This window comes from Actinosynnema sp. NPDC050801, assembly GCF_040673975.1.
Taxonomy (GTDB): Bacteria; Actinomycetota; Actinomycetes; order Mycobacteriales; family Pseudonocardiaceae; genus Actinosynnema.
In genome coordinates, this window is the sequence record NZ_JBFAQZ010000001.1 from 518,866 (window position 1) to 536,605 (window position 17,740).

General features: G+C 73.1%; 17 protein-coding genes. 10 read left to right on the forward strand and 7 right to left on the reverse strand.

Annotation, left to right across the window (positions count from 1 at the left end):
• The first annotated feature begins 17 nt into the window (after nt 1–17).
• Entirely contained in the window at nt 18–467 is a 450-nt protein-coding gene (locus AB0K14_RS02580) for an Lrp/AsnC family transcriptional regulator (RefSeq protein WP_360454785.1), read from the forward strand.
• Here AB0K14_RS02580 and murQ read toward each other — a convergent pair.
• The 6 genes from murQ to AB0K14_RS02610 form a co-directional block, all read right to left on the reverse strand.
• Entirely contained in the window at nt 436–1,371 is a 936-nt protein-coding gene (gene murQ / locus AB0K14_RS02585; protein WP_360454788.1) for an N-acetylmuramic acid 6-phosphate etherase, read from the reverse strand. The two genes, AB0K14_RS02580 and murQ, sit on opposite strands and share 32 nt — an antisense overlap.
• On the reverse strand, nt 1,368–2,285 hold the full coding sequence (locus tag AB0K14_RS02590) for a MurR/RpiR family transcriptional regulator (RefSeq protein WP_360454791.1): 918 nt from the start codon (nt 2,283–2,285) through the stop codon (nt 1,368–1,370). The genes murQ and AB0K14_RS02590 overlap by 4 nt, the downstream gene beginning before the upstream one ends.
• Before the next feature lie 109 nt (nt 2,286–2,394).
• Nucleotides 2,395–4,074, reverse strand: coding sequence for a serine hydrolase domain-containing protein (locus AB0K14_RS02595; RefSeq protein ID WP_360454794.1), 1,680 nt, complete (start codon nt 4,072–4,074; stop codon nt 2,395–2,397).
• A 13-nt stretch (nt 4,075–4,087) separates the two neighbouring features.
• Nucleotides 4,088–5,335 (reverse strand): DUF1343 domain-containing protein, encoded by a 1,248-nt coding sequence (locus AB0K14_RS02600; RefSeq protein ID WP_360454857.1) that lies wholly within the window; start codon nt 5,333–5,335, stop codon nt 4,088–4,090.
• 5 nt (nt 5,336–5,340) lie between these two features.
• Complete coding sequence (locus AB0K14_RS02605; protein ID WP_360454860.1) at nt 5,341–6,945, reverse strand: glycoside hydrolase family 3 N-terminal domain-containing protein; 1,605 nt, start codon at nt 6,943–6,945, stop codon at nt 5,341–5,343.
• Nucleotides 6,946–7,696: 751 nt separating this feature from the next.
• Entirely contained in the window at nt 7,697–8,509 is an 813-nt protein-coding gene (locus AB0K14_RS02610; protein WP_360454797.1) for an HAD-IB family hydrolase, read from the reverse strand.
• Nucleotides 8,510–8,980: 471 nt separating this feature from the next.
• Between AB0K14_RS02610 and ssd the strand changes: the two genes are divergently transcribed.
• From ssd to AB0K14_RS02655, 9 genes are all read left to right on the forward strand, one after another.
• Nucleotides 8,981–10,039: a septum site-determining protein Ssd gene (gene ssd, locus AB0K14_RS02615; RefSeq protein WP_360454800.1), complete on the forward strand. Its 1,059-nt coding sequence runs from the start codon at nt 8,981–8,983 to the stop codon at nt 10,037–10,039.
• Between the two features lie 220 nt (nt 10,040–10,259).
• A complete protein-coding gene (locus tag AB0K14_RS02620) occupies nt 10,260–10,412 on the forward strand; it encodes a hypothetical protein (protein ID WP_364337184.1) in 153 nt (50 codons plus the stop codon).
• Entirely contained in the window at nt 10,396–11,526 is a 1,131-nt protein-coding gene (locus tag AB0K14_RS02625) for a TadA family conjugal transfer-associated ATPase (protein WP_360454803.1), read from the forward strand. Before AB0K14_RS02620 ends, AB0K14_RS02625 begins: the two co-directional genes overlap by 17 nt.
• On the forward strand, nt 11,523–12,284 hold the full coding sequence (locus AB0K14_RS02630; RefSeq protein ID WP_360454806.1) for a type II secretion system F family protein: 762 nt from the start codon (nt 11,523–11,525) through the stop codon (nt 12,282–12,284). The genes AB0K14_RS02625 and AB0K14_RS02630 overlap by 4 nt, the downstream gene beginning before the upstream one ends.
• A 385-nt stretch (nt 12,285–12,669) precedes the next feature.
• The gene (locus tag AB0K14_RS02635; RefSeq protein WP_360454809.1) at nt 12,670–13,224 is read left to right on the forward strand and encodes a type II secretion system F family protein; all 555 of its coding nucleotides are present in this window, start codon (nt 12,670–12,672) and stop codon (nt 13,222–13,224) included.
• A gap of 28 nt (nt 13,225–13,252) precedes the next feature.
• The gene (locus AB0K14_RS02640; protein WP_360454812.1) at nt 13,253–13,429 is read left to right on the forward strand and encodes a DUF4244 domain-containing protein; all 177 of its coding nucleotides are present in this window, start codon (nt 13,253–13,255) and stop codon (nt 13,427–13,429) included.
• On the forward strand, nt 13,426–13,902 hold the full coding sequence (locus AB0K14_RS02645) for a TadE family type IV pilus minor pilin (protein ID WP_360454815.1): 477 nt from the start codon (nt 13,426–13,428) through the stop codon (nt 13,900–13,902). The genes AB0K14_RS02640 and AB0K14_RS02645 overlap by 4 nt, the downstream gene beginning before the upstream one ends.
• Nucleotides 13,895–14,227, forward strand: coding sequence for an Rv3654c family TadE-like protein (locus AB0K14_RS02650; protein WP_360454817.1), 333 nt, complete (start codon nt 13,895–13,897; stop codon nt 14,225–14,227). Before AB0K14_RS02645 ends, AB0K14_RS02650 begins: the two co-directional genes overlap by 8 nt.
• Nucleotides 14,228–14,491: 264 nt before the next feature.
• Nucleotides 14,492–15,094: a bifunctional DNA primase/polymerase gene (locus AB0K14_RS02655; RefSeq protein ID WP_360454820.1), complete on the forward strand. Its 603-nt coding sequence runs from the start codon at nt 14,492–14,494 to the stop codon at nt 15,092–15,094.
• Here the strand turns inward: AB0K14_RS02655 and AB0K14_RS02660 are convergent.
• Nucleotides 15,064–17,517 carry a DEAD/DEAH box helicase gene (locus AB0K14_RS02660; RefSeq protein ID WP_360454823.1) on the reverse strand — a complete coding sequence of 818 codons (2,454 nt, stop codon included), beginning with the start codon at nt 17,515–17,517 and terminating at the stop codon, nt 15,064–15,066. The two genes, AB0K14_RS02655 and AB0K14_RS02660, sit on opposite strands and share 31 nt — an antisense overlap.
• Between the last annotated feature and the right edge of the window lie 223 nt (nt 17,518–17,740).

The window sequence follows — 17,740 nt, forward strand, 5'->3', positions numbered from 1 at the left end:
CGAGTAGCTTTGTGGTCGTGAGCATCGAACTGGACGGCGTGGATTGGGGCCTGCTGGAGGCCCTGCAAGAGGACGCGCGGCTGTCGTACAACGAGTTGGCACGGCGCGTGCACGTGTCGCCGCCGACGGTCGCGCAACGCGTGCGGCGGCTGGAGAACGCGGGCGTCATCACCGGCTACCGGGCGACCGTGGACCCCACGGCGGTGGGGCGGTCGGTGGTCGCCCTGGTGCGGATGAAGTGCTACGGCCCGCGGTGCATCACCGTGCACCCGGAGCTGCTCGACGACTGCCCCGAGGTGGTGGAGGTGGTGCGGCTGACCGGCGACATCTGCTCGGTGGTCAAGGTCGTGACCACGTCGATCAGCGAGCTGGAGCGGTTGCTGGTGCGGCTGGGCGGCTACGGCGAGACGTCCAGCGCGATGGTGCTCTCGACGCCTATCCCGTGGCGCCCGGTGCTAGCTGGCTGAGCGCCATCCGGACGTGCCCTTGAGTGCGTTCCAACGCCTCGGCGGCGCGCGCGGCGGGGACGTCGGCCAACAGGTGCACCAAGGCCACCTTCAGGTCGCCGCCCGCGTCGGCCAACGCCGTCGTGCACTCGTGCTCGTCCAGGCCGGTCGCCTCACGCAGGATGCGCACCGTGCGGCCGCGCAGCTTGGCGTTGGTCGCGCGCATCGACACCATCAGGTTCGAGTACGTGCGGCCGAGCCGGACCATCACGGCGGTGGAGAACGAAGTCAGCACCAGCTTCTGCGAGGTGCCCGCCTTCATCCGGGTGGACCCCGCGATCGCCTCCGGGCCGGTGTCGACCGCGATCAGCACGTCCACCTCGACGGGCGCGGGCGCGGTCGGGTTGTTGGAGACCAGCACGGTGTGCGCGCCCAGCGTCCGAGCTTCTTCCAGCGCGGCCATCACGAACGGCGTGCGGCCCGACGCCGTGACGCCCACGACCAGGTCGCCCGCCGCCGCGTGCTTGCGGATCTCGGCGGCGCCGTCGGACCCCTGGTCCTCGACGTCCTCCACGGCGTTGACCAGGGCATCCCGGCCGCCCGCGTGGTGGGCGACGAACCAGTCCGGCGGCGCGTTGAACGTCGGCACGAGTTCGGCGGCGTCCAGCGTGGCCAGCCGGCCCGACGTGCCCGCGCCGACGTAGTGCACGCGGCCACCGGCGCGCAGGGCGCCCACGGCGAGGTCCGCGGCGCGCGCGAGTTCGGGCAGCACGGCGGCCACCGCCCCGGGCACCAGGTGGTCCTCGGCGTTGATCAGGCGGAGCACGTCCAGCGTGGAGAGCCGGTCGATGTCCTCCGTCCGCGGGTTCCTGGCCTCGGTGGGTGAGTCCACGCGGACCGCGACATCGTGCCGGGGCGGCGTCATTTACCGGACTCCCGGCGTCGCCTGCCATCCGGTCGGGCGCCGAGGCGATGCCCCGACACCGCGTCGTACGTCGCTTCGAGGGCTGTCTTGGCGCTGTCCACGTGCCGCTGGGCGACCCCGATGAACAGGCAGTCGATCACGGTGAGCTGGGCGATCCGGCTGGCCATGGCGCCCGAGCGGAACGTGGTCTCGCGCGCCGCCGTGGTCAGCACGTGGTCGGCGACCTCGCTGATCGGCGAACGCGGGAAGTTGGTCAACGCCACCGTGGTCGCGCCGTGCTCCTTGGCCACCCGCAGCGCCTCCACGGTCTCGGAGGTGGAGCCGGTGTGCGATATCCCGACCGCGACGTCGGCCCCGGTCAGCACGGCGGCCGACGTGAGCGCGATGTGCGTGTCGTTCCAGGCGAAGCAGGTGCGCCCGATCCGGTGCAGCTTCTGCTGGAGGTCGAACGCGACGAACGCGCTCGCGCCGAACCCGTAGACGTCCACCCGGCCCGCGCCCGCGACGGCCTCGACCACCGCTTCGAGCGTCTCCACGTTCAGCTGCTCGGCGGTCTCCTCGACCGCCCGCGCGTCGGCGAAGGCCACCTTGCCCACCACCTGGCGCATGTCGTCGCCGGGGCCGATGTCGCCGCCCAGGTCGCGATCGGGGCGCATCGAGGTGCGGGCCGTGTCGGCGGCCAGCGCTATGCGCAGCTCCGGGTAGCCCCCGACGCCGATCGCCTTGCAGAACCGGGTCACCGTGGTCTCGCTGGTGCCCGCGGCCTCGGCGACCTCGGTGATGCTGCGGTGTGCGACGGTCGCCGGGTTGTCCAGCACGACCTTGGCGACCCGCTGCTCCGCCCGGGCCAGCCCGGGCAGGAGTGATCGGATCTTGACCAGGGGACTGGAGTCGGCGGTACTTTCGGTGGACACGTGGGAAACTTACTAACCGTCCAACATTCGGTCAACGCGGGGCGGGGGTAACTCACCCCAACCGTGACCGAATCGCACCGCTTGGAGGGCCACCGCGGCGCCGATGTCACTAACGGTCCGCGGCTCGCCACCCTTCGGGGTGCAAACCCGCTGGTTCGCGCTCCGCGTCGAGTGCGACGCCCCGTTCGTCGGTGACGCGCACGGCGTCCACGTACGCGCCGCGACCGCCGTAACCCGTGCCGCGCACGTACCGCCAGCGGAACTGCGTCGCCGACGCCGTCTCGACCTCGACCCGCTGCCAACGCCGTTGTCCGTAACCGGCCAACACCTGGACATCGCGCCAGGCGGCCCCGTCGTTAGTCGCCTCGACGACGACTTGGTCGCCGGGGTCGAGGTCGACGAACGCCCAGAACGACAACCGCTGCCGCTCACCGCGCTGCGGCAGGTCGCGCGTGGTCAACGTGCCGCCGTCCTGCTCCGGCGTCCACGCCGTGCCGTGCCGCGGCCGCACCGCCAGGGCCTGCGCCAGGCCGTTGGCCACCGCGCGCCGCGCCGGGTTGATCGAGCCCCAGTTCCGGCTCGGGTGCACGCGGTTGGTCAGCAGGATCGCGATCGACCGCGACAGCGGGTCCAGCACCAGCGTGGTGCCCGTGTAGCCGGTGTGCCCGGCCGCCCTCGGCGAGGTCAGGGCGCCCATGTACCAGCGCTGGTCCAGCTCGAAGCCCAGGCCGTGCGAGTTGCCGGGGAAGCCCTGGTTGAAGTCGGTGAGCATCAGCTCGACGGTGTCCGCGCGCAGGATCCGGCCGCCCGCGTAGGCGCCGCCGTTGAGGATCGCCTGACCGAGCACGGCCAGCTCGCGCGCGGTGGAGAACATGCCCGCGTGACCCGCGACGCCGCCCAGCGACCACGCGTTCTCGTCGTGCACCGTGCCGCGGATGATGCCCCGGCCCGCCTGGTACTCGGTGGCCGCGATCCGGTCCAGCTTGGCCACCGGCGGGTTGTAGCCGGTGTCCACCAGGCCCAGCGGGCCGGTGATGTCCTCGCGGACGAGCTGGTCCAGCGTCTTGCCCGACCACTTCTCGACCAGCACGCCGAGGGTGATCAGGTTCAGGTCCGAGTACAGGTACGTGGTGCCGGGCGCGCTGCGGGGCGTCGTGTCCATCACGGCCTTGAGCCGGGACGGCACGTCCGGGTACTGCGACCACAGCGGCAGCCACGCCACCAGGCCGGAGGTGTGGGTCAGCAGCTGGCGGACGGTGATCGCCCCCTTGCCGTTGACGCCGAACTCGGGCAGGTGTCGGGCGACAGGGTCGTCCAGCCCGAAGCGGCCCAGCTCGTGCTGCCGCATCACCACGATCGAGGTGAAGAGCTTCGAGATCGAGGCCAGGTCGAAGATCGTGTCCTGCGCCATCGGCACCCGTTGCGCCTCGGGCAGCTCGGTGCCGGCGGCGTCGGCGTAGCGGACCGCCCAGCCGGTCGGTTCGTGGGTGACCACGACGCCGTCGTGCGCGAACAGCGTGACGGCGCCCGCGAACAGGGGGTGCCCGGTCGGGTCCTGCCCGGGAGAAGCGGACACGGTGTAGCGCTCGATCTGCGCCAGTGCGGCGTCCAGCGGAGCCGGGTCGAGTCCCACGCGCTGCGGGGTACCCGTTCGCAGCACGCTGCTCGACCAACCGTCGTGCGGCTGGTCGAAGCGGGCCTCGCGGCGGTCGGCGTGCGCCGGCAGGGCGACGGCGGTCAGCATGGTGGTCAGCGTGGTGGTCGCGATCAGCAGGGCGGGGATGCGCATCGCTTGTCTCCCTCTACCGGTAGCGCAGGTACGGCCGGCGGGTTCGGTCGAACGCGGCGAGCTCGTCGGCCCAGGCGCCGACCACTTCATCGGTGCCCGCGCCCGCGTCGACCATGCGGCGCAGCCGGTCCGAGCCGCTGAGCTTGTCGATGTAGAGGTCCGGGCGCCACGCGAAGACCTCGGGGTAGCGGGCCTTCGCGGTGACGATCATGGCGACGGCCGTGCGCGGCGCGTCGAAGCGGTGCGGGTCGGTGAGGTGCAGGGCGACACCGCCGCACAGCTTGGTCGCGAACTTGTTGAACGTGGGCGTGAAGTAGGTCTCGCGGAACCGGACGCCGGGCAGCCCCAGCGCGTTGAGGTCCTCGGCCCACCGCCAGTCCAGGCCCGGCGCGCCGATCGTCTCGAACGGGCGGGTGGTGCCGCGACCCTCGGAGAACACGACCCCTTCGAACAGGCACGTGCCGGGGTAGACCAGCGCGGTGTCGTGCGTCGGCACGTTCGGGCTCGGTGGGATCCACGGCAGGCCGGAGTGCAGGTCGTCGCGCTTCCAGCCCCGCACGTCGACCACTTCGAGGCTGCTCACCCGGCCGCCGTCCGTGGGCAGGAACTCGCCGTCGAACAGGCGCGCCAGCTCCCCGATCGTCATGCCGTGCTGCTGAGCGATCGGCTTGCGGCCCACGAACGTCGCGTAGGCCGGGTCGAGCTGCGGACCGCGCGCCGTGCCGCCGACCGGGTTGGGGCGGTCGAGCACGACGAACCGCACGCCGGTCGCGGCGGCCGCCTGCATGACCGCGTACATGGTCCAGATGTAGGTGTAGAAGCGCGCGCCGATGTCGGCGATGTCGAACACGAGGGTGTCGACGCCCGCCTTGGTGATCATCCCGGCGATCTTGGCGGTGCTCGCGCCGTAGGTGTCGTAGACGGGGATGCCGGTGCGCGGGTCGAGGTAGTCGCCCTCCGAGCCGCCTGCCTGGGCGGTGCCGCGGAAGCCGTGCTCCGGGCCGAACGCGGCCTGCGGCCTGAGCCCGGCGGCGACCATCGAGTCGACGATGTGGGTCTGGTCGCGCAGCGCCCCGGTCGGGTTGGTGACCACGCCGATCCGGTGGCCCGCGAACCGGCGCCAACCGTCCTCGGCCAACTGCTCCGCGCCGGTCCGCAGGGGGCGGTGGCGGTCGGGGGCCTCGTCCGCGGCGGGCGGGTCGAGCGCGGTGAGCGCCGGTACGGCGAGGGCGCCGGCGGTGAGGAAGTGCCTGCGGTCCATGTCGGTCACCACACCAATCCGTGGCCGAAGGGGTACGGCGTCGGTCCGGGCACCGCGACCGGCAGCGTGCCGACGGGCGCGACCTCGCCGGTGATCACCCCGGCCAGCGCGGCCATCGACACCGCGCCGTAGGAGTAGGTCGCCAGCCAGGTCGGCGCGGCCGTGTGCGCCACGTCGTACGGGTTCTGCACGGCGACCGCGACGACCGGTTTGCCGGTGGCCAGGAGCCTGGTCAGCAGGGTTTGCTGCGCCGGTTGGCGGGATAGCGCGTTGGTCAGCACGACGACCACGTCGGCGGCGCCCGCGGCCTGGACGGCGGCGGTGATCTGGGCTTCGGTCGGCGTGCTGCCGGTGGGCAGCGCGGTGCCGCCGAGGACGCCCGCCAGGGTGCGGGTCGTCGTTTCGCCCCAGCCCGTGACCAGCGCGGCGGTGGGCTTGGCCCGCAGCGGCAGGACGCCCGCGTCGTTGCGGACGGCGGTGACGGTGCGCTCGGTGATCCGCCGGGCGGCGTCGAGGTGCTCGGCCGGGCCGACCGCCGAGTCGACCTCGTCCACGTCCACGAGCGGGCCGGTGAGCATGCCGCGCAGGAACTTCATCCGCAGCACCCGCAGCACGCTCCGGTCGATGCGCTGCTCGGTCAGCTCGCCGCCGCGCACGGCCGCCAGCACGCTGTTCACCGCCAGCTCCAGGTCCACCGGCATGAGCAGCTGGTCGACGCCCGCCTTCAGGGCGAGCACGGGGATCTCGGCGTCGCTGTGCAGCTGGCGCACGCCCGCCATGGCCAGCGAGTCGGTGATGACCACGCCGTCGTAGCCGAGGTTCTCGCGCAGCAGGTCGAGGGAGGGCTTGGACAACGTCGCCGGCTCACCCGACGGGTCGATCCTCGGCATCTGGATGTGCGCGGTCATGACCGAGTCGACGCCCGCGGCGATGGCGGCCCGGAACGGCGGGGCGTCCACCTCGTTCCACTCCGCCTCGGTCCGGTCGACCTTGGGCAGCGTGGTGTGGCTGTCCTGGTCGGTGTCGCCGTGGCCGGGGAAGTGCTTGGCGGTCGCGCTCACCGCGTGCGGTGACAGGAAACGGCCCTGGTAGCCGCGCACCTGGGCGGCGGTCAGCTCGGCGGCCAACCCCGGGTCGCTGGAGTAGGAGCGCACGCCGATGACCGGGTTCGCCGGGTTGGAGTTCACGTCCGCGTCCGGCGCGAAGTTCTGGGTGATGCCCATGGCGCGCAGCTCGCGGGCGGTGATCCGGGCGGCCTGCTCGGCGTCCGCGGCGCTGCGGCCCGCGCCGAGGGCCATGTTGCCGGGGAACTGGGTGGCGGGCGCGCCGATGCGCGTGACGATGCCCATCTCCTGGTCGGTGGCGATGGCCAGGGGGATGCGGCCGGCGCGTTGCAGGCCGTTGGAGAGGGTGGCGATCTGGCGCGGGGTGTCGATGTTGTCGTAGCTGGAGTTGTTGAAGTAGACGACGCCGCCCGGCTGGAACTTCGCCACCACCTCGGCCGGGGTGGCGACGCCGAAGTCGCGCAGGTTGCCGGGGTGCGCCTCGTCCGGGGCCTGGCCGTGCAGGTAGGTGACGAAGAGCTGGCCGACCTTCTGCTCCAGCGACATGCCCCGGACCACGGCGTTGAGGTGCTGCGCCTGGTCCGGTGCGGCGTTCGCGGGGGCGGCGTTCGCGGGGGCGGCGTGCGCGGGTGCCGGGTGCGCCGGCGCGGCGTGTGCCGGTGTGGTCACTGCGGAAGCCGCGGCCATGGCGACGGCGACGAGCGGACGGAGCACTGCGGCCTCCCCACTGGGAATCTTCCACCACCAAGTGGTGCGTTTGGCAAGTTACCCACGTCACAGAGGCGGGTCAACGGGTTGCGCTGTGTGGCCATTGTGGGGAGGGGTACCGACAAAACCAGGGGTTTGCCGCGTCACTCGTTCGGGCACATGTGGAGTGCGTTGGCTTTCGGGGCAGAAGGCGGACACAAAGACGGTGGGGCCCCTCGTGAGGGGCCCCACCGTCGTCAGCGCGGGCTTCTGAGTTACCAAGCGTGCAACTCGTGTCGTACCGACCTGGCCTCGGCGTCCGGCGTCCCGGTACGCAGGCCCTAGACGACAAGCCTCCCGCGGCGTGCTGCGCGTGGGTGTCTCGAAGTCCGCGCACGGAGCTCTGCCGGGGTGGACGACGCTTCTCTTCCGCTTCGTCCCTGGCCGACCCGAGGTCCGCACTTCCTTTGTAGTGCGTGTGGACGGTCACGGCAAGGGCTCGATGGAGTGCACCGGTCAAGCGACGTTCAGTAGCGGAAAAGCTTCTGTGACAGTGATTTCGCGCCGGCCGAGCGCCCGGTACCGCTGACCGGGGGGACGCCGGGGTGAATCAGCTCCGACGCCGCCTGCGCAGGCCGTACCAGGCCACGCCCGCCGCCGTCGCGGCGCCCAACCCGATCGCGGTCACGGCGACCGCGGTGCCCGACGGGCGGGGGATGCGGGCGCGCAGCGACACGGGGTCGGAGAACGTCAGGACGGGCCAGCCGCGTTGGGCCGCCACCCGGCGCAGCGCGCGGTCCGGGTTGACCGCGGTGGGGTGGCCGACGGCCTCCAGCAGCGGCAGGTCGCTGATCGAGTCGGAGTAGGCGTGGCAGCGGCTCAGGTCGTAGTCGTGCTGCTCGGCGAGCTGCTTGACGGCGATCGCCTTGTTCTCGCCGGCGCAGTAGAAGTCGACGTCGCCGGAGTAGCGGCCCTGGGCGACGACCATCCGGGTGCCGACGCTGTGCGTCGCGCCGACCATGGTGGAGATGGGCGCGACCAGCTCCTCGCCCGACGCGGACACCACGACCACGTCGTGACCCTCGTCCTTGTGGTCGGTGATGAGCTGCGTGGCCTCCTTGTAGACGAGCGGGTCGACGATGTCGTGCAGCGTCTCCTCGACGATCGAGCGCACCTGCTCGACGTCCCAGCCCTCGCAGAGCGCGGTGATGTGCGAGCGCATCCGGTCCATCTGGTCGGCGTCGGCGCCGGCCAGCATGAAGACGAACTGCGCATAGGCGCTCTTGAGCACCGCACGCCGGTTGATCAGGCCTTCTTGGAAGAAGGGCCGGCTGAACGCCAGCGTGCTCGACTTGGCGATGACGGTCTTGTCCAGGTCGAAGAACGCGGCGACACGACGGCCTTCGGTGGCGTGCTCGGTCACCGGTCAAGCTTAGGCGGGGTGGGTCGGACCGGCCGCCGGTGGCTGTTCGGGAGTTTACGAACCAGGTGTGCGGTCTATTGAATTTTTGCGTCCCTCTAACGGAAGACACGCGTGACCCTGTCCCGTGGGGATACAGTAGTCCTGTCCGGCTCGACCGGACAGGTTCAGTCCGACCCCCCGGGACTGAACCAATGACGACCCCCGTCCCTCCCCCCTGGCGGGGGTCGTCCCATGTCCGGGGTCGGTTTCCCGGGTACCTCGCGCTGGACCTCGGCCCACTTGCGGCCCTTCTTGCATCAAGCCTCGATCCTTTGCCCGACCGCCCGTGGCGGCGTTCGCGCGGCCCCTCGTGGCACCCCGGGTTGTCCACAGGCAGTCCGGTTGTCCACATGTTGATCATGCGTCGTTGTGTGCTTCCTCACCGCTAGCCACCGTGGAACCAGCAGATCCACGACGGCAGAGGAGGGCGTGATGAGGCGACCGGTGGCCTTGGTGGCCGACGGCGGTGTGGTGGACGAGGTGCTGCACGCGGCGGCCGTCGTCGGCTGCGAGCTGGAGCGCGTGGTCGACGTGACGGCGTTGCGGGGCCGTTGGCACGCCGCGTCGGCGGTGGTGCTCGACGAGGCGGCCGTCGTCGCGTGCGCGGCCTCCGGGTTCCCGCGCAGATCAGGTGTGCACGTCGTCGGCGCCGGGCCGCCGGGTGAGCAGGTGTGGCGGCGGGCGCTGGCGTTGGGCGCCGAGCAGGTGTTGGAGCTGCCCGGAGACCAGGAACGGCTGCGCGCGGTGCTGGCCGATGCCGCCGAGGGCGAGCCCGTCGGTGACGGCCGGGTGTTGGCGATCCTGGGCGCGCGCGGTGGCGCCGGGGCGTCGGTGCTGTCGGTGGCGGTGGGGCAGGCCGTGCTGTCCGCCGGTGGCCACGGCCTGCTCGTCGACTGCGACCCGTTGGGCGGCGGTCTCGACCTGACGTTGGGCGCCGAGCGGCAGGAAGGGCTGCGGTGGCCCACGTTGCGGTTGACCGGTGGCCGGGTGCCCGCCGCGGCGCTGCGCTCGGCGCTGCCGGGTCGTTCCGGCGGGCGCGGCAGCCTGACCGTGCTGTCCTGCGGTCGGACCGGTCCCGGACCGGAGCCGGACGCGGTGGTGGCGGTGGTCGAGGCGGGCAGGCGGGCGGGCGGGACGGTGGTGTGCGACGTGCCGCGGCAACTGACCGGCGCCGCGTGCGCCGCCCTCGACCGGGCCGACCTGGCGGTGTTGGTGGTGCCGGCCGACGTGAAGGCGTGCATGGCGGCCAAGACGGTGGTCGACCAGGCCGCCGAACGGGGCGTGCGGCTCAAGGCGGTGGTGCGTGGTCCGGCTCCCGGCGGCCTGACCACGGCGCAGGTGGTGGAGGCGATAGGCCTGCCCCTGCTGACCACCATGCGCCCGGAGCCCCGGCTGGCGAGGGCGTTGGACAACGGCCACTTCCCCGCCACCACCCGCGGTCCCCTGGCCAAGGCGGCCCGGCAAGTCCTGGCGGCCCTCCATGACCACTAGTCGCTCGGCGCGACCCGGGATCCCGGTCCCGCACGACGGCTGTCACCCGCGAGCCGTGCGGATCCTGGCCGTCCAACCACTTCCGCCGCGGGTGGGCGTGCCGGGTGATGGCCGTGCGATGCGGCCGGATCGGTGGTGGGTCGTGAGTGGTGATCGCAAGCCCGCGGTGAGGCGGCACCCCGCGTTCCGACCGCCGCGGGTGTTCCGGACTTGTCGTCCAGTGCCGCTGACGACCGTCGTGCTCGGCGAGTTGGCGGCGCACTTCCCGGCCGGGCCGGGTGGGCGGCGGGTGTTGGTGGAGGCGGCGTCGGAGGTCGTGGCGAGGCGTCGCACGGGGTTGTCGAAGGAGGTCGGTCGTGAACGATCTTGTTGAGCGCGTCCGCCTGCGGCTGGCCAACGGGCATGGCGACCTCACGTCGGCCGCCGTCGCGGCGGCGGTGCGCGGGGAAGCCGGCGGGGTCCTGGGCGACGAGGACGTCCAGCGGGCGCTCGCCGTGCTGCGGCAGGAGTTCGTCGGCGCCGGTCCGCTCGAACCGCTGCTGCGGGATCCCGGCACCACCGACGTCCTGGTCACCAGACCCGACGAGGTGTGGGTGGACGGCGTCGGCGGCCTGCGGCGCACGGACGTCGCCTTCCCCGACGAAGCCGCCGTTCGCCGGCTCGCGCAGCGGCTCGCGGTGGTGGCGGGGCGGCGGTTGGACGACGCGGCGCCGTGCGTCGACGGGTGGTTGCCCGGCTCGCTGCGGTTGCACGCGGTGCTGCCGCCGATCTCGCCGTTCACCTGCTTGTCGTTGCGGGTCCTCCGCCCGGCGGTGCACGACCTGGCGACGTTGCGGGCGTGCGGCACGTTCGACCGGCCGACGGCCGACCTGCTCCGCGCGATCGTGGTGGCCCGGCAGGCCTTCCTGGTCGTCGGCGGCACCGGCTCGGGGAAGACCACGCTGCTCGCCGCGTTGCTCGGGTGCGTGCCGCACCACGAACGGGTGGTGTGCGTGGAGGACGCGGGTGAACTCCAGCCCGACCACCCGCAGTTCGTCCGGCTGCTGGCGCGCGGCCCGAACGTCGAGGGCGCGGGCGAGGTGACGGTGCGCGACCTGGTCCGGCAGGCGTTGCGGATGCGGCCGGACCGGATCGTGGTCGGCGAGGTGCGGGGCGCGGAGGTGTGCGAGCTCCTGTCGTCGCTCAACACCGGGCACGACGGCGGGGCCGGGACGCTGCACGCGAACTCGCCCGCCGAGGTCCCCGCCCGGCTGGAGGCGTTGGCCGCGCTCGGCGGGCTCGACCGGCAGGCGTTGCACAGCCAACTCGCCGCGGCGGTCAAGGTCGTGCTGCACGTGCGCCGCGCCGGCGACGGCAGCCGGCACCTCGCCGAGATCGGTGTGCTGGAACGGCGTTCCGGACACCTGGTCGTCCGGCCGGCGTGGCGACGTGACGGAGGTTGGCAGGAGGCCGCCGCGGCCCTGAAGTCCACGGTGGGGTGGCCATGAGCTGGCTGTTGCTGGCGGCCGCCCTGGTGGTCCTGCCGTCGGCCGAGGCGCGGCGGCGGCTCGGCCGGCTTCGGGGGAGACGACGGTGGAAGGGGGTCAGGCCCAACCTCTGGTGGGCCGTGGCGGCGGGATTCCTCCTCGGCATCCCGGTCGGCGTCGGCGGGGCGGTCGCGGGTGCGTTGCTGGCCGGGACCGTGTGGCGGACGTACCGCGAGACGATCCGGCAGCGGGACCACCTGGCGGCTTCGGTCGCCCTCGCGGACGGGCTGAAGGGGTTCGTGGCCGAGTTGCGTTCGGGTGCCCACCCGGCCGACGCCGCCCTCGGTGCCGCCGAGGACGCGGAACCACCGGCGAGCGAGGTGCTGCGCGCGATCGCTTCGACTTCGGCACGCGGTGGTGATGTCGAGGCGGCGCTCGCCGACTTCCCGGACGCCCACCACCTGGCCCGGGCGTGGGGGCTGTCGGCGGCGCACGGCGTGCCGTTGGCCGATGTGCTGGACGCGGTCCGCCGCGACCTCGATCGGCGCACCGCGTTCGCCGGTCAGGTCAACGCCCGCATGGCCGGTCCGCGGGCGGGCGCGGCGGTGTTGGCGGGCCTGCCGCTCTTCGGCGTGGTGCTCGGCGAACTGGGCGGCGCGGGCCCGTTGGCGATCCTGACCGGCACCGCGTCGGGACAGGCGCTGCTGGTCGCCGGGGTGGTCCTGATCTGCGCGGGCCTGCGGTGGAGCGGTCGGATGACCAGGCAGGTGATCGCATGAGCGCGCCGCAGACGGCCGGCCGTGACCCGTGCGGCGTCGCGGTGGGGCGGCCGGTCGATCGGACGGGTGATCGCATGAGTGTGGCGAGCGTGGGCGTGATCCGCGCCTGGGCGGAGTGGAACGACAGGCCGTCTGGGCGGGGTGGTCGCGTGATGCTGGCGCGGGTGGCCGGGAAGGCCGTGATTCGTACGGGGTCGCGGGTTGGATGGCCGGTCGATTGTGCGGGTGATCGCATGAGTGCGGTGCGCGCGGGCGTGATCTGCGCTGTGGCGCGGTGGAGTGGCCGGCGGTTCGGGCGGGGTGGTAGCGCGGTGCCGGTGCCGGCGCGGGTGGCCGGAGTGGGCGTGATCCGGGTTCGGCGGCGGTGTGGTGGGCGGGTGGTCGTGTGAGCCTGCTGTTGCTCGCCTTGGCGGTGATCGCGTTCCCGGTGCGGTCGAGGGCCGCGTCGCGGCTGAAACCGGTGCGGGAGCGGAAACCTGAGCCGAAGGCGCGGCCGCCGGACCCGTTCGCCGCGGCGGCTACCTGGGACCTGCTGGCCGCCGCGTTGCGGGCGGGGTTGCCGGTGGCCGGGGCGGTGCGCGCCGTCCTGCCCGGCGTCCCGCCGGGGCCGGCCGAGTGCCTGCGCGAGGTGGTCGACCTGCTCGCGCTGGGCGCGGACCCGGTGCACGCGTGGGCCGGGGCGCTCGGCCACCCGGACACCGCGCCGCTGGCCCGTGCGGCCCGCCGCACCGCCCGGTCGGGCGCCGCGCTGGCCGGTGCGGCGGCGGACCTCGCGGTGGAGGCGCGGGCGAGGGTGGCCGACCAGGCCGAGGCCCGTGCGCAACGCGCCGCGGTGCTCGTGGCGGGACCGCTGGCGCTGTGCTTCCTGCCCGCGTTCCTGTGCCTGGGCGTCGTGCCGGTGGTCCTCGGCATCGTCGCCGGCGTGACCGACAACTGGTGAAAGTCCATAATGGACGGAAGGGTGGAACATGATTGCCGGCAAGCAGGTGTTGTCGGACGACCGCGGTATGTCCACGGTGGAGTACGCGATCGGCACGCTCGCCGCCGCCGCGCTCGCCCTGCTGCTGTTCTCGTTGATGAGCGGCGACTGGGTGGAGGGCCTCCTGCGGGGCCTGGTGCTACGGGCGTTCACGGTGGACGCGTGAACCGCGGCGGGGGCGCGCTCGCCGACGACGGGGGCGTGTTCGCAGGTGGCCGGAGCGTGCTCGCCGAGGAGCGGCGCGTGTTTGCAGGCGGCCGAGGCGCGTTCGTCCGTCACCAGGGCGTGTTGGCCCGGGACCGGGGCGTGCTCGCCGACGACCGGGGCGGGGTGACGGTGGAGGCGGCGGTGGCGGTGTGCGGGTTGGTGGCCGTCCTCGCCCTGGGCGTCGCCGCCGTGATGGCGGTCGTGGGCCAGCTCCGGTGCACGGACGCGGCGCGGGAGGCGGCCCGGTTGGTCGCCCGCGGCGACGTCGGGCGCGTGGACGGCGTGGTCGGGGCGATCGCGCCACCAGGGGCCCGGTGGGCGGTCCGGCGAGAGGGGGACACGGCCTCGGTCGAGGTCACCGTCTCGCGCCTGGGCGTGGAGCTCCGGGCCCAGGCTTACGCGGTGGTCGAGCCGGGGGTGGCCGGTGGATGACCGGGGGTCGGCGTCCGTCGTGGCGGTGGCGGTCGCCGCGGTGTGGTTCGGGCTGGTGGTGGTCGGCGTGCACGTCGGCGAGGCCGTCGTGACCAGGCACCGGGTGAGCGCGGCGGCCGATCTCGGCGCGTTGGCGGCGGCCGGCCGGTTGACCTCCGGCGTCGCGCAGGCCTGTGCCCGTGCAGGGTGGGTCGTCGAACGGATGGGCGGTCGGCTGGTCGCGTGCCTGGTAGAGGGCTGGGAGGTGACCGTGAGGGTGTCCGGCGGGACGACCGCGTTCGGCGCGGTGAGCGCACGTGCCCGCGCAGGTCCGGCCGAACCGTGACCCCTACCCGACGCGACGAACGGTCATCCGTCGACGGTGAGCGGACTCACACGACCGCAGATTCGCGGCTTCGCGGTGGGTGAACGGCTCGTGACGCGTTCTGCCGCACGCCCCCACCCACCGCGCTCGCCGTGCCACAACGACCAGTTGTCGACTGGCGGTTACCAAAACCCCCGGTCATGCCGTTAGTTCAAGTGGTGGCACCGACACGGTGTCGAACAACACGCGACACGGTGTCGTGGAACCGCAGGAGGCGAACGAAAGATGGAGTGGTCGGATAGCTGGCGCGGGGCCTTCCGCATCGAGCTGCGCGCAGAGGCGGTCAACCTCGCGTGGCACGGGTGGCCTGTGCTGCCGGGTACCTATCCGGCGGGTGAGCAGTGGGCCGGGCGCGACGGCGTCGAGGACGACGGGCCGGTCCCGGTGCACCGCGACTGGCAGGAGCGGATCGGCACCAAGGCGGAGCAGGTCGCCACCTGGTGGACGGGCCACTCCTACAGCATCCTGCTGGCCACGGGCCACGGCGTGGACGCCATCGAGGTCGGCGCCGACCTGGGCCGCCGGGCCGCGGTGGAGCTGCGCGCCGCCGGCGTCCCCGTGCCGATCCTGGCGACCCCCGAGGGCCGCTGGATGTTCCTGGTCGCCTCCGGCGGCGAGCCGGTCACCGAGCCCGGGGTCAAGCACCACGGCAAGGGCGAGTACGTCGCGCTGCCGCCGAGCCCGGCCCACGTCGGCGTCGTGCACTGGCGGGTCAAGCCGCAGATCTGCGCGTGGCACCTGCCGCACGCGGACGTGGTCCGCGACGCCCTCCTCCAGGCCGCCGACCGCACCACCGACTACGGCCTGGTCGCCGCCGACCGGTCGTGATCCACGTGGCCGTGCCGGGCGTCGTGGCGGCTCTCCCCGACAACCCCGAGCACGACGTCCAGCACGGCCACACCGCCCGCCTTGTCCAGCGGATCGTTGCCATTCCCGCACTTCGGCGACTGAACGCAGGACGGGCACCCGGCCGGACACGCGCAAGACGCGATGGCCTCCCTAGTAGCGACCAACCACGGGACTACCGCGGTGAACCCGCGGTCGGCGAACCCGGCTCCCCCGGGATGACCGTCGTGCACGAACACCGTCGCCTCCCCGGTGTCCTGGTGCAGCGCGGTCGAGACTCCGCCGATGTCCCAGCGGTCACAGGTCGCGAAGAGCGGTAGCAGGCCGATCGCCGCGTGTTCGGCGGCGTGCAGTGCGCCGGGGACGCGCGCCGGAGCCAGACCGGCGCCCCCCGGCGCACTGCCCACACCCCGACCGTCCGCCGAGCCGGCGCCCGACACCTCGGCGCCCAACAACTCGGCCGACACCGTGTACCAGACCGCCCGCGTCACCAACGTCTGCGCGGGCAGCGACAGCGGCACCGAGTCGATCACCTGACCGGACGGCAGCTTCCGCAGGTAGCCGACGACCTGCGAGGTCACCTCGACCTCGCCGAGGCACACCGTCACCCCGTCGAACTCGCGCTTCTCCAGCACCCGCACCACCGAGATGTCCTTGGTGTCACGGGCCGTCGTCGACCAGTCCGGCTTCTCCGCGTGCACCATCGCCAGACCGGCGTCGAGGTCCAGCTCGTCCACCACGTACGACTCGCCCTGGTGCAGGTACACGGCCCCGGAGTGCACCTGCCAGCACGCCGAACCGGGGTCGACCGTGCCGAGCATCCGCCCGGAGTCGGCCTCCACCACCACGACCTGCTCGCCACCGGACCCGCGGATGTCCACGGCGGCGTGCGGCCGGTCGTGCGAGGTCCAGTACCAGCCGTTGGGCCGCCGCCGCAGCACCCGCCGCGCCGTCATGTCCTCCACCACGGCCAGCGCCGCGGCACCGCCGAACGACTCCAACGACTCGGGCGTCAACGGCAGCTCGGCCGCCGCGCACGCCAGCTGCGGCTCCAGCACGTACGGGTTCGTCGGGTCCAGCACCGTCGCCTCGACCGGCTTGTCGAGCACCGCCGACGGGTTGTGCACCAGGTAGGTGTCCAACGGGTCGTCACGCGCCACGAACACCACCAGGGCGTCGGTGTCCCCGGTCCGCCCCGCCCGCCCGGCCTGCTGCCAGAACGACGCCAGCGTGCCCGGGAAACCGGCCACCACCACCGCGTCCAACCCGACGATGTCGACGCCGAGCTCCAACGCGTTCGTCGTCGCCACGCCCAGCAACTCGCCCGACGACACCGCCCGCTCCAACGCCCGCCGCTCCTCCGGCAGGTACCCGCCCCGGTAGGCGGCCACCCGGGAGGCCAGCGACGGGTCGACCTCCGAGAGCACCCGCCGCGCCCCCAGCGCGGTCAGCTCCGCGCCCACCCGCGACCGCACGAACGCCAACGACCGCGCGCCCTCCACCACCAGGTCGGCCAGGATCCGCGCGGTCTCCGCACCCGCCGACCGCCGCACCGGCGCGCCGTTCTCGCCCTCCAGCTCGTCCAGCAGCGGCGGCTCCCACAACGCCACCGTCCGCCCCGCGCGCGGCGACCCGTCCTCCGTCACCGCCTCGCAGGGCGCGCCCAGCAGCGCCGCGGCCGACGCCGCCGGATCGGCCACGGTCGCCGACGCCAGCACGAACACCGGGTCCGCGCCGTACCGCTGCGCGACGCGCCGCAGCCGCCGCAACAACAACGCCACGTGCGAACCGAAGACACCGCGGTACGTGTGGCACTCGTCGACCACCACGTACGACAGCCGGCGCAGGAACCTGATCCACCGGGCGTGGTTGGGCAGCACCCCCCGGTGCAGCATGTCGGGGTTGCTGAACACCCAGTTGGCGTGCGCGCGCACCCAGTCGCGTTCGGCCATCGGGGTGTCGCCGTCGAACGACGCCGCCCGCACGCCCGGCACGCCCAGACCGCTCACCGATCTCAACTGGTCCGCGCCCAACGCCTTCGTCGGCGACAGGTACAGAGCTGTTGCCCTCGGATCAACCGTCAACGCGCTCAGCACCGGCAATTGGTACGCCAGCGACTTGCCCGACGCGGTGCCCGTCGCCACCACCACGTGCGACCCGGACCACGCCGACGTCGCCGCTTCCACCTGGTGCCGCCACGGTTGCGCCACACCCCGCTCCACCAGCGCGGACTTCACCGGGGGCGGCACCCACGACGGCCACGGGACGGGTTGGGCCGGACGCGGCGGCTGCTCCTCGGCGTGCGTCAACGGCGATTCGCCCGCCGGCACCCCGGCGAGGACCCGGTCCAGCAAACGACGTCCCTGGTTCGCCACGGGGCGCAGCTTCGCACATCGCGCCGACATCACGGACCCCTCCGGAAGGGATGCGACACAGCCTGCGCGGATAACGGTGTGTGCACGGAACGGGACGCCTCGTTGCCTGCTTGCGCACTATGAATAGACTCCGCCGCTATCGCATCCAATGAGGGGTGCATCACGTTGTGTCGGGGCTGACAGTCGCGTGAGTGACCCGCCTCACACCAGCGGGGTGGCCCTGGCATTGGGCTTGGAAAACTCACCAGGAGGA

Bases quoted from the DNA above. Each gene is read 5' to 3' on its own strand.
- AB0K14_RS02630 (WP_360454806.1), top strand. From the start codon at position 11,523: ATGAGCTGGCTGTTGCTGGCGGCCGCCCTGGTGGTCCTGCCGTCGGCC.
- AB0K14_RS02600 (WP_360454857.1), bottom strand. From the start codon at position 5,335: ATGGACCGCAGGCACTTCCTCACCGCCGGCGCCCTCGCCGTACCGGCG.
- murQ (WP_360454788.1), bottom strand. From the start codon at position 1,371: ATGACGCCGCCCCGGCACGATGTCGCGGTCCGCGTGGACTCACCCACC.
- AB0K14_RS02660 (WP_360454823.1), bottom strand. From the start codon at position 17,517: ATGTCGGCGCGATGTGCGAAGCTGCGCCCCGTGGCGAACCAGGGACGT.
- AB0K14_RS02640 (WP_360454812.1), top strand. From the start codon at position 13,253: ATGATTGCCGGCAAGCAGGTGTTGTCGGACGACCGCGGTATGTCCACG.
- AB0K14_RS02605 (WP_360454860.1), bottom strand. From the start codon at position 6,945: ATGTCGCTGGAGCAGAAGGTCGGCCAGCTCTTCGTCACCTACCTGCAC.
- ssd (WP_360454800.1), top strand. From the start codon at position 8,981: ATGAGGCGACCGGTGGCCTTGGTGGCCGACGGCGGTGTGGTGGACGAG.
- AB0K14_RS02595 (WP_360454794.1), bottom strand. From the start codon at position 4,074: ATGCGCATCCCCGCCCTGCTGATCGCGACCACCACGCTGACCACCATG.
- AB0K14_RS02655 (WP_360454820.1), top strand. From the start codon at position 14,492: ATGGAGTGGTCGGATAGCTGGCGCGGGGCCTTCCGCATCGAGCTGCGC.